Source organism: Vibrio sp. 10N.222.48.A3 (assembly GCF_041475345.1).
Taxonomy (GTDB): Bacteria; Pseudomonadota; Gammaproteobacteria; order Enterobacterales; family Vibrionaceae; genus Vibrio; species Vibrio tasmaniensis_A.
On sequence record NZ_JBFRVX010001796.1, the window covers coordinates 1 to 285 of the forward strand.

Annotated in this window: 1 protein-coding gene; it reads right to left on the minus strand. The window is 39.6% G+C overall.

Annotated features, from left to right (window positions below):
- Window positions 1–211, minus strand: a 211-nt coding sequence (locus AB4653_RS28950) for a DUF2058 family protein (RefSeq protein ID WP_372106085.1), incomplete at its 3' end; no start/stop codon positions are given.
- Window positions 212–285: the final 74 nt, after the last annotated feature.

Genomic DNA, 285 nt, shown 5'->3' on the forward strand with positions numbered 1-285 from the left:
CTTTAATTTCTTTGCTCAACTGCTGTTCTTTCAACTGTTGGTTTAACTCTTTGTCTTTCGCTTGCTGCGCCAGTTTAGTTTCTTCTGCTGCCGCTTTTGCTTCACGAGACTGAACGCGAGACTTTTTAGAGCCTTTCTTCGCCTTCTTTAATTTTTTCTCATTTACCAAGCCAGCTTTAAGCATTTGCTCTTGGAGTGTTAACTTTGCCATGACTTTCCCAGTTCAGGATTAAAAACGACACTATCATACCTGTTTTTGAGGTTTCTGTTTACTGAACAAGAGTA